The sequence below is a fragment of the Roseovarius sp. A-2 genome, from assembly GCF_002072155.1.
Lineage (GTDB): Bacteria > Pseudomonadota > Alphaproteobacteria > Rhodobacterales > Rhodobacteraceae > Roseovarius.
This window is the reverse complement of record NZ_BDIY01000023.1, coordinates 59,755-70,220: the sequence shown is the minus strand read 5'-3', so window position 1 is coordinate 70,220 and position 10,466 is coordinate 59,755. Positions and strand designations below refer to the sequence as shown.

The following is a 10,466-nucleotide window of genomic DNA, read 5'->3' as shown; positions in this document are numbered from 1 at the left end:
CGACGGGTGGCAGACCCTCGACCAGCCAATCGAGCCCATGACCCTTGACCTCGCCGCCTGATCAGGCACAAATCAAACCGCTCGGAGGACGCCGCTGGAGAATTTCAACCACTTTCGAGACACAACCCTTCGAGGAAGCCGATATTTTTGACGATGCAGGGCAGTTGTCACACTGGCGTTCGGGCTCTCAGCAGATGCTGCGCCAAGGTTATGGGCAATGGCTGTCTTTCTTGGCACGCAATCATGTTCAGGTTCTGAATGAATGCCCTCTGGCGCGCGTGCGACCTGCCTTGATCAGAAAATACATAAATGAGTGTCAGCTCCGTCTTGCGCCGCAGAGTGTCTACAACTTGATGGCGGACATTTGCATCTTGGTGCGCGCTGCCGCCCCCGATCAGGATTGGGCTTGGTTGCACCGCGTTGCAAAACGTCTCGCAAACAAAGTTGACAGTGTTTCCATGAAAAAGCGTGCACCCCTGACAGCGGCTCAGATATTCAACTGGAGTCTTCGCCGTATGGACGACGTCTGCGACGACACAAGCCTCTCTGAGAAAAAGCGCGCCATCCATTTTCGTGACGCCCTTATCATTGGCTTTCTCATCGCGCGCCCGGTTCGTAAACGCGCTTTGCTCGCGATGGACGTAGACACGCACCTCGTGGTTCGAGGGCAGGGCTTTTCGCTTCACTTCCCCAAGGAGGGCATGAAAGATGGTCGGCCTCGGGATTATCCGTTTCCTGAAAAACTGACGGTTCCGATGCAAGAGTATCTGGACGTGCATCGGCCCATATTGCTGGGTACAAACGGCGGGCTCGGTCTTTGGATCAACCAATACGGCAATCGGTTTGCCTACGATGGTTTCACGCGGTTGTTCGGAACCCTTATGGAGACCCATCTGGGTTGCCATCTGAGACCCCATAGATTTCGCGACATCGCGGCGACATCCATCGCTGAATTCGATCCAGTGCATGTCGGTGTTATCCGGGATATCCTCGGCCACGCGACTTTGGATATGGCTGAGAAGCACTATAACCGTGCCTCTCAGGTGTCGAGTTGTAACGCGTTGCAGTCTCTTCACGAAAAGCTCTTAAGAGATTATGCAATCTCGCCGCACAATTCTCGAACGTCACAAAACCCTTGAGTTTTCTGCGAATTGTCTAGGACCGGTTAAGCGAGGTGGGCAGGTTCTGGCCCTTCATTCAAAGTGTGAAATCCTACAAGTGTCGCCGATACATGGTGATCTGAGAAGAAATTCATTGAGATACAGAATACTCAAACAAGAAACGCAGGCCGTAGCCTGCGTTTCAATGTGGTGCAATCGAATGCTTGTTAACGGCTCGACCGCGAATTTTGAACATCTGCATTTTCGCCGAGCTCAGTCTTCTAGTCAAGCCGCAACTAACACGGCTTTTGCAGGCCAGTTAGAAATCAAACAGAGTTAGTGTGGACCCAACCTCTTCCGTGCGCTATGCTTTATCTGCTTTGATTTGCGTATAGAAACCTAGGGTGCACCAGGGCTGTAGCGTAGCATTGCATGGACCACGTAGTTTGATCCTTCAAGCTTGACAGAAACTTTCATCGGCGTCAATAATTCCTAACACGGTTTATATAGAGGAAAATGGTTATGCGCCTTGGTCTTGATATCGGAACGAACTCAATCGGTTGGTGGCTCTACGCGACCAATGGTGGTGAGATTACCGAGGTGCTCGACGGAGGCGTCCGGATATTCTCCGACGGCCGCGATCCGAAGTCCAAAGCTTCACTGGCCGTCGATCGCCGGGCGGCACGCGCGCAGCGTCGTCGCCGTGACAGGTACCTGCGACGTAAGGCGGCACTGATAAAACGCATGGCTGCGGCGGGGCTGATGCCCGCCGATCCGATCGAGGCCAAAGCTCTGGAATTGCTTGATCCCTATGCTTTGCGCGCAATTGGACTGGACCAGGAATTGCCTCTGACCCATTTCGGACGCGCATTATTTCACTTGAACCAGCGGCGCGGTTTCAAATCGAACCGCAAGGCCGACAAGGGCGACAATGAAAGCGGCAAGATCAAGGATGCGACCGCGCGTCTGGATCAGGAGATGATGGCGAAAGGCGCTCGCACCTATGGGGAATTTCTGCATATGCGCCGCGCCGCAGCCACCGATCCCAAGCACGTGCCGACCGTGCGCACCCGTCTATCCGTCGCGCGGCGTGACAATGCCGACAAGGAGGAAGCGGGGTATGATTTCTACCCTGATCGGCGGCATCTGTCCGAAGAGTTCGAGAAACTCTGGAAAGCACAGGCCACGCATTACCCGGATGTCCTGACAGATGAGCTGCGCGATGAAATCTCTGTCATCATCTTTCATCAGCGTCCCCTGAAAACGCCCGCGGTTGGTCTGTGCCTTTTCTCGGGATCGCATGGTGTTCCCAAAGAAGACAAACGTATTCCAAGCGCGCATCCGTTGAATCAGCGCCGTATCCTTTTTGAAATCGTGAACTCCCTGCGGGTGGCGGCCCGCGGGGAACCGGCCCGCGGGCTGACGCGGGAGGAGCGTGACGCGATTGTTCACGCGCTGGACAACAAGTCGCATACCAAAACCCTTTCGGGCATGTCGATGAAGCTTAAGGCGCTTGGCAAGGTGATCAAGCTGCGCCCGGGACAATCCTTTACCCTCGAAACTGCCAATCGTGACGCCATCGCCTGTGATCCGGTGCGGGCCAGCCTTTCGCATCCCAACCATTTCGGGCCGCGTTGGTCCACGCTGGACTCCGATGGGCAATGGGACGTGGTGCAAAGAATCCGTGCGGTGCAGAGCGATGGCGAGCATGACGCGCTGGTCAAATGGCTAATGGGGACGCACAGCCTTGACCGCGATCATGCTGAAAGTACTGCCAATGCCCCCTTGCCAGAAGGCTACGGCCGTCTAGGCCTGACCGCGACAAAGCGACTTTTGGCTGCTTTGGAAGCGGAGGTGATCCCCTATAGTGATGCTGTGGCGGCTTGCGGGTGGCATCATTCCGACGGGCGCACGGGGGAGGTTCTTACCGAACTGCCCTATTATGGTCAGATCCTTGAACGCCACGTGATCCCGGGCTCCTATGACGAGAATGATGACGACGTGACCCGATTTGGCCGCATCACCAATCCAACAGTGCATATCGGCCTGAACCAATTGCGGCGGCTGGTGAACAAGATCGTCATGGTTCACGGCAAACCCGATGAGATCGTGGTGGAGCTTGCCCGTGATTTGAAACTATCCGAGGATCAGAAGCGCGACGTGCAGCGCGATATCAAGAAAAACACTGACGCGGCGATTGCTCGCGGCAAGAAGCTGGTAGAGGAACTGGGCCAGAAAGATACTGGCGCGAACCGGATGATCCTGCGCATGTGGGAAGATCTCAACCAAGACGATTGCATGAAACGGTTCTGCCCTTATTCGGGCAAGCGGATCAGTCCGGGGATGTTGTTCGATGGCTCCTGCGATGTCGATCACATCCTGCCGTACTCGCGTACACTGGACGATGGGTTTGCCAATCGCACCCTTTGCCTCAAGGAATACAATCGCCACAAAACCAATAAGACACCGTGGGAGGCATGGGGCGACACGCCCGCTTGGGATGCGATCCAGTCCAATCTCAAAAACCTGCCAGCCAACAAAGCTTGGCGTTTTGCTCCAGATGCGATGGAGCGATTCGAGGGTGAGAATGATTTCACGGCCCGTGCCCTGAAGGATACTCAATACCTGTCGCGCATCGCCCGCACCTATCTGGACGCATTGTATGATGGGACGGACGGCAAGAGCCACGTCTGGGTTGTGCCCGGACGCCTGACTGAAATGCTGCGTCGGCATTGGGGGCTGAACAGCCTGCTGCCCGACAAGGATGGCGCGGTCAAAGCCAAGAACCGCACCGATCACCGCCACCATGCCATTGATGCCGCCGTTGTTGCAGCCACGGATCGTTCCCTGATCCAGCGGATCAGTAAGATGGCTCAAAGGGACGAGGTGAAAGGTGCCGAAGACGTTGCCCGATCCGTCCCACCCCCTTGGGAAGATTTTCGCGCCGACATAGCAACGCAGTTGACCCGCATCATCGTCAGCCACCGCGCCGATCACGGACGTATCGACTTCGCAGCGCGAAAGGCCGGACGGGACAGCACCTCGGGCCGGTTGCACAACGACACCGCTTATGGGCTTGGTGAAGGCAGTTCCGTGGTCAGTCGTAAACCGCTTTTGTCACTCAAGCCAAACGATATTGAAGTGACAACGAGGGGTGCCAATATCCGCGACGTCGACCTGCAGCGGCATCTCGCGCGGGTCACGCGTGGGTTAGAGGGCAAGGCATTTGAAGTAGCCTTGGCGGAGTTCGCGGTCACCTCAAAGCTTCCTGATGGGACTGACAATCCCTACTATGGTTTGCGACGTGTGCGGCTCGAAGAATCCTTGCAGCAAAGAGCGCGCATCGAGGTCCGAGACAGTAATGGCAAGCCTTTCAAAGCTTACAAGGGCGATAGCAACCATTGCTATGAAATTTGGCGTCTGCCGAATGGAAAGGTGGTGTCACAGGTCATCACGACCTTTGAAGCCCACAAAATTGATGCCGACAAGAAGCCCCATCCTGCGGCCAAACGGCTTTTGCGGATCTTCAAGCGGGATATGGTTGCTATTGAAAGGGACAATCAAACAATCATCGGATACGTACAAAAACTTGACCCCGCCAATGGCCTATTTATCGCTCCACATACTGAGGCAAAGGCGGATGCTAGACACCGTGATAAAGAAGACGATTTTAGGTTTCTTCAGATGAGTGCTGGCCCTCTGGTCGAAGCCAAAGCGCGCCGCGTCTACGTCGATGAAATTGGGCGCCTGCGTGATCCGGGTGCGCCGAGTTAAGCAAGAATTTGGTGAATCGACAGAGTTGCAATATTATCAACACGTTAATGATTCGCGCGGGGCGTGGAGTATAGCGTGTGGACCAGATTATAGACATTGCGACTGACGGTCGTCACCTGTCGCGGGATCGCGGTTTTCTGAAAGTTTCGGAGGACGGACAGGAAATTGGCCGGACTCCGCTCAATCAGATCGCCGGAGTGATCGTTCACGCCCATGGTACAACTTGGTCCACATCCCTTCTGTGCGAACTGGCAGGCCGCGGCGCGCCGGTTGTGCTCTGCTCCTCAAATCACGCGCCAAAATCTGTTTTGTTACCGATTGAGGGCCACCACGCGCAAGGCGCACGTATGCGCGCGCAATGGCAGGCCAAGACACCGATGATCAAACAGGCTTGGAAACAGATCGTGACTGCAAAGGTGCTGATGCAGGCCGCAGCACTCGCGGCAATTGGAGAACCCCCCGCATCACTTCGGATGATGGCGCGCAAGATTACCTCTGGCGACAGCACCAACATTGAGGCACAGGCCGCCCGGCACTATTGGCCCCGAATGATGGGCCCGGATTTCCGGCGTGATGCGGCGGGAACGGAAGCAAACGCCCTGCTGAACTATGGCTATACTGTTCTGCGCGCCGCCACCGCCCGTGCTGTCGTGGCCGCAGGTCTTCATCCGACAATCGGCCTGTTTCATTCAAATCGCGGCAATGCCTTTGCACTGGCAGACGATCTGATGGAACCGTTTCGCCCGCTTGTGGACAGTGCTGTCAGAACGATTTCTAAGGCGCGTGGTGCGACAGTTGATAGCGAGGCCAAGCAATCTCTCGCCAGGCTAATCGCTATAGACTTGCCCTTAGGTGATGGCCTTACGCCAGTTTCGGTGGCCTTGATGAAACTTGCCACATCGCTGGGGCAGAGTTTCGAGGCCGGAAAACTTACACTCGCGCTGCCCGCGCCGCCCGACTCGTTGACGTTCGCGGGGTTGGGCCAATGACTTCGAATGTGACATATTTATCAGGATATCGACTTATGTGGATACTTGTGATGTTCGATCTCCCGACTGACACCAAACCGCAGCGCAAGGCTGCAACAGCCTTTCGGAATTTTCTTCTCGACGAAGGTTTCGAACGCAGCCAGTTTTCGGTCTACGCCCGGTTTGTGAATGGCAAGGAAGCCTTTACCGCCCGCGTCAACCGAATCGAACATCAGTTGCCTAGTTCGGGCGACGTGCAAATCCTGAACTTCACCGACCGCCAATATCGCGATATCGTTCACTTTTCGGATCAGGGTCGCCGAAAGGCCCGTGAAAATCCGCAGCAACTGGTGATGTTCTGATGCGATTCGTTCCGAAAAAGATCAATAGCCCCCGGTTTAAGCCCTTCCTTCACAAGGACTTAGCCGGAGGTCTATTGTAGCTGTTCAAAATTCGCGGTCCAGCCGCAACGCGATGCAGCTGTTGACCGCCACCACATGCATTGTAGCTGTTCAAAATTCGCGGTCCAGCCGCAACCGCCCGAGGGCAACATGTGGCGCGCGATGCATTGTAGCTGTTCAAAATTCGCGGTCCAGCCGCAACCGAAACGGAAACGACCTTGCGTTATTATGCATTGTAGCTGTTCAAAATTCGCGGTCCAGCCGCAACTGCCAGCCGCGCCGCGTGACCGTGGCGCGAATTGTAGCTGTTCAAAATTCGCGGTCCAGCCGCAACCATTTTCCCCCACGGGCAGCGACACGCCGATTGTAGCTGTTCAAAATTCGCGGTCCAGCCGCAACGCTGGCCGTGGCGGGCGCGAGCCACCCGTCATTGTAGCTGTTCAAAATTCGCGGTCCAGCCGCAACTCGCGGGGGGCGCAGCGGCGGCGCAGAGCGATTGTAGCTGTTCAAAATTCGCGGTCCAGCCGCAACTTGTCGGTCTCCATGTCATAGGGCGGCAGGATTGTAGCTGTTCAAAATTCGCGGTCCAGCCGCAACGCCTCCATCTGCGCCGCGATCTCACTGGCGATTGTAGCTGTTCAAAATTCGCGGTCCAGCCGCAACGCAGGCTCGCCGGGGTTGGTCTTGCTGTAAATTGTAGCTGTTCAAAATTCGCGGTCCAGCCGCAACTAATTCTCGAAGTGGGAACGGATAATAATAATTGTAGCTGTTCAAAATTCGCGGTCCAGCCGCAACTAACCGACCTCCTTTGAAAGCGTAGCGACAATTGTAGCTGTTCAAAATTCGCGGTCCAGCCGCAACCCCTGCACCTATCTTGCCAACTCGGGCGTGATTGTAGCTGTTCAAAATTCGCGGTCCAGCCGCAACCGACGCAGTAGCCCCCAGAGTGAGGCGCTGATTGTAGCTGTTCAAAATTCGCGGTCCAGCCGCAACTGAATCTGCATCACCCATTCCATCGGATCAATTGTAGCTGTTCAAAATTCGCGGTCCAGCCGCAACCGCTCGAAAACTGCGACGTGCTTTGCAAGGATTGTAGCTGTTCAAAATTCGCGGTCCAGCCGCAACGGGCTTGTCGCGCCAGGCGTTGCGCAAGGTATTGTAGCTGTTCAAAATTCGCGGTCCAGCCGCAACACATCATCGCGGACAACAAGCTGGCGTTGAATTGTAGCTGTTCAAAATTCGCGGTCCAGCCGCAACCCGGTCGGGGTCAGGACACGCCGCAGATCGATTGTAGCTGTTCAAAATTCGCGGTCCAGCCGCAACTGGACCGGGGCGTGAATCTCGGTCTTCGGGATTGTAGCTGTTCAAAATTCGCGGTCCAGCCGCAACGACCGGCACGAGGTACTCGTTGAAGTATGTATTGTAGCTGTTCAAAATTCGCGGTCCAGCCGCAACGGCCAGAGCCAGCGGTCATCTTCCTTGCCTATTGTAGCTGTTCAAAATTCGCGGTCCAGCCGCAACCATTTACACCGGCGGAACAGAAAAACGCAGATTGTAGCTGTTCAAAATTCGCGGTCCAGCCGCAACTGATCGCCCCACCGTTGCGGCGTCTGACAAATTGTAGCTGTTCAAAATTCGCGGTCCAGCCGCAACTGCTTCGCCCGGTTGCTGATATTGTCCCAGATTGTAGCTGTTCAAAATTCGCGGTCCAGCCGCAACCCGTTGTCGCGCTTGGCCCGCAGACCCTCGATTGTAGCTGTTCAAAATTCGCGGTCCAGCCGCAACGCAGAGGCCGAGCGGGACCAGTTGCGACTTATTGTAGCTGTTCAAAATTCGCGGTCCAGCCGCAACGGGCGATGAATACAGGCGCTGCCCGACCGTATTGTAGCTGTTCAAAATTCGCGGTCCAGCCGCAACTTCTGTGTCTGTGGTTGTTTCGATCCACATATTGTAGCTGTTCAAAATTCGCGGTCCAGCCGCAACTGATCACGTTATTGAAGATTGCGTTTACCGATTGTAGCTGTTCAAAATTCGCGGTCCAGCCGCAACCCTTGCTCGTGACCGGGGCCAATGATCTTGATTGTAGCTGTTCAAAATTCGCGGTCCAGCCGCAACCCTTGCTCGTGACCGGGGCCAATGATCTTGATTGTAGCTGTTCAAAATTCGCGGTCCAGCCGCAACCAAATGCTGGGGTCGATGAACCTGTTTCAAATTGTAGCTGTTCAAAATTCGCGGTCCAGCCGCAACCGCGGCAGGGGTACAGAGCGACCCAAAACGATTGTAGCTGTTCAAAATTCGCGGTCCAGCCGCAACCACCGCCCCCAAGATCGGCACCCGCACCACATTGTAGCTGTTCAAAATTCGCGGTCCAGCCGCAACGGTTCAGTTCAACCGCTCGCGGCGTGTTGAATTGTAGCTGTTCAAAATTCGCGGTCCAGCCGCAACGCCACAGCCCTGCACTGCGCACGGCCCATGATTGTAGCTGTTCAAAATTCGCGGTCCAGCCGCAACTTGGTCTAGTGCAACGGACTTTGGCAGTGCGGACGGCTGCGATACGGAGTAAAATCATTTGATGAAAACAAATAGCACTGCGTGGCTATTTCTGTTCATCGATACGACGCACCAACGTCGTTGGAAGGACGTGCCATTGGTTGCAGCAGTTGAATGTGACACACCAAGCGCGCTGTCTAGGGTATTTGATTCCCGATTTGCATGTTTGGGTTCCGGTGGTTTGAACGGGGGTATCAATACAAATTTAGTTACCACAAGTATCTGATTTTAAAAACCTAGTGGTGCCGGTTCGAGTCCGGCCGCGGGTACCACGCGACCGACGGGTCACGATGGTCGGCCTGCATTGTTCTGTGGCCTGCCTTATCTGCGGAACGCCACTGGCAGGTTGAAGGCGTGGCGCTTGCCCGGCAATTGCGCGGGTTTCGAGGGCAGGCGCGCGCGCTGCACCGCCTGAAGCGCCGCCGCGTCGAGCGCGCGGTCGCCCGAGGATTGCCGTACCCGCGCCGCCAGCAGCTGCCCCGCGCCCGAAACAGTGAGCGTCAGATGCACCGTGCCGCTTGCGCGGGTGCCGCGCGGATAGCGTTTCTGCCTCTCGATTCGGCTGCGGATGCTGCCGCCCCATTGGGCCATGAGGCTGTTTCGGGTGGCGGGATCAAGGGTCCCGGCGGGCGTAGATTTGGCCGTGCCGCCCGCCGTTTGCCCGCCAGTGCCGCGCGCCACTTCCCTAGGGAGGGCGGGGGCGGATTGTGCGGGCTGTCGGCGCGGCTCAGCGCGGTCGGGGCGCGCCACGGGTCGGATGCGCGGCAGGGCGGGCGCGGTGTCGACCACCGGGGACGCGTCGGTTGTGGCGGGCCTGTCGAGCCGGGCGCTCATCGTGGGGCGAGCCGGTGCGCGGTCATCGGTGCTGGCTGTACGCGGCGCGTCCGACTGTGTTTCGGGCGCTTGTCTTCGGGGCGCGCGGTCGCTGAGTTCTGGCGCGGGCGGCGACAGGGGGGCGGCCTCGACCTCTGGCAGGTCCGGGTCGGGGGCGGCCATTTGCGGTGCCGTGGGCGTGGCCGCCGTCCGGGGGGCGGGGTCGGGGCGCAGCGCGACCGGTGTCGCGTCAGGGCGCATGGGCGGTGCGGGCTGTACCGCCTGCTGCATCATTTCGACCGGGCGCTGCCAGGCCTCGACCAGCGCGGCCATCTGCGCGCTCGACGCCTCAAGGGTGACGCTTTCGCTGCCTTGCGCTCCACCCGCGCCGCTGTGGCCTCCGGGGGCGGCGGTCCAGACCCCGGCATGCACGGCGGCGGCAAGCGCGAGGAAGCCGGTGAATTCCAGACCGCGAATCATGGCATCCCCGTCAGAAGTTCAATTTCGGCGATGCCGCGCGCCGCGAGTTCTGGCAGAAACCGCGCAAGCGCCTGCGCCTCGAGTCGCGCATCGGCGCGGATTTGCAGGGGGGTGTCGGGTGCGGCGCGGGCGGCAATCGCGTCATAAACCGCCTCGCCCCGCGCGGTGTTGAAGGCGAGCTGCCCCTGTGCGTCCATGTAGAGCGTGTCGGCGGGACGGGCCGCGTTGTCGTTTTCACTTTCGGGCAGGGTTACGTCGAAGGGGGCGGGCGGGGTGATCTGCGCGCTCATCAGAAAGAAGATCAGCAGCAGAAAGACCACGTTGATCATCGGCACGATGGCCTCGGCGGGGCGGCGGCGTCTTGGGGTGGCGAAGTCCAT

6 protein-coding genes and 1 CRISPR repeat array are annotated in these 10,466 nt (G+C 57.4%); of the genes, 4 read left to right on the top strand and 2 right to left on the bottom strand.

Features of this window, described 5'->3' with window-relative positions; genetic code table 11:
- Window positions 1-44: 44 nt before the first annotated feature.
- The 4 genes from BHD06_RS19025 (at window position 45) to cas2 (ending at window position 6,204) form a co-directional block, all read left to right on the top strand.
- Window positions 45-1,139 carry a site-specific integrase gene (locus BHD06_RS19025; protein ID WP_139784803.1) on the top strand — a complete coding sequence of 365 codons (1,095 nt, stop codon included), beginning with the start codon at window positions 45-47 and terminating at the stop codon, window positions 1,137-1,139.
- A gap of 483 nt (window positions 1,140-1,622) precedes the next feature.
- Entirely contained in the window at window positions 1,623-4,874 is a 3,252-nt protein-coding gene (gene cas9 / locus BHD06_RS19020; RefSeq protein WP_080458556.1) for a type II CRISPR RNA-guided endonuclease Cas9, read from the top strand.
- A 77-nt stretch (window positions 4,875-4,951) separates the two neighbouring features.
- On the top strand, window positions 4,952-5,863 hold the full coding sequence (cas1, locus tag BHD06_RS19015) for a type II CRISPR-associated endonuclease Cas1 (RefSeq protein WP_080458555.1): 912 nt from the start codon (window positions 4,952-4,954) through the stop codon (window positions 5,861-5,863).
- Complete coding sequence (gene cas2 / locus BHD06_RS19010; RefSeq protein ID WP_254892486.1) at window positions 5,860-6,204, top strand: CRISPR-associated endonuclease Cas2; 345 nt, start codon at window positions 5,860-5,862, stop codon at window positions 6,202-6,204. Before cas1 ends, cas2 begins: the two co-directional genes overlap by 4 nt.
- 73 nt (window positions 6,205-6,277) lie before the next feature.
- Window positions 6,278-8,754: direct repeats of the CRISPR family, unit length 36 nt; unit sequence ATTGTAGCTGTTCAAAATTCGCGGTCCAGCCGCAAC.
- 360 nt (window positions 8,755-9,114) lie between these two features.
- Here the strand turns inward: cas2 and BHD06_RS19005 are convergent.
- Together BHD06_RS19005 and BHD06_RS19000 are read right to left on the bottom strand one after the other, a co-directional pair.
- Window positions 9,115-10,086 (bottom strand): energy transducer TonB, encoded by a 972-nt coding sequence (locus tag BHD06_RS19005; RefSeq protein ID WP_080458553.1) that lies wholly within the window; start codon window positions 10,084-10,086, stop codon window positions 9,115-9,117.
- Window positions 10,083-10,466: a biopolymer transporter ExbD gene (locus BHD06_RS19000; protein WP_080458552.1), complete on the bottom strand. Its 384-nt coding sequence runs from the start codon at window positions 10,464-10,466 to the stop codon at window positions 10,083-10,085. The genes BHD06_RS19005 and BHD06_RS19000 overlap by 4 nt, the downstream gene beginning before the upstream one ends.

What these genes read in the sequence shown, in the direction of transcription:
- cas9 (WP_080458556.1), top strand. Translation starts at nt 1,623, where the DNA reads ATGCGCCTTGGTCTTGATATCGGAACGAACTCAATCGGTTGGTGGCTC.
- cas2 (WP_254892486.1), top strand. Translation starts at nt 5,860, where the DNA reads ATGACTTCGAATGTGACATATTTATCAGGATATCGACTTATGTGGATA.
- BHD06_RS19005 (WP_080458553.1), bottom strand. Translation starts at nt 10,086, where the DNA reads ATGATTCGCGGTCTGGAATTCACCGGCTTCCTCGCGCTTGCCGCCGCC.
- BHD06_RS19000 (WP_080458552.1), bottom strand. Translation starts at nt 10,466, where the DNA reads ATGGACTTCGCCACCCCAAGACGCCGCCGCCCCGCCGAGGCCATCGTG.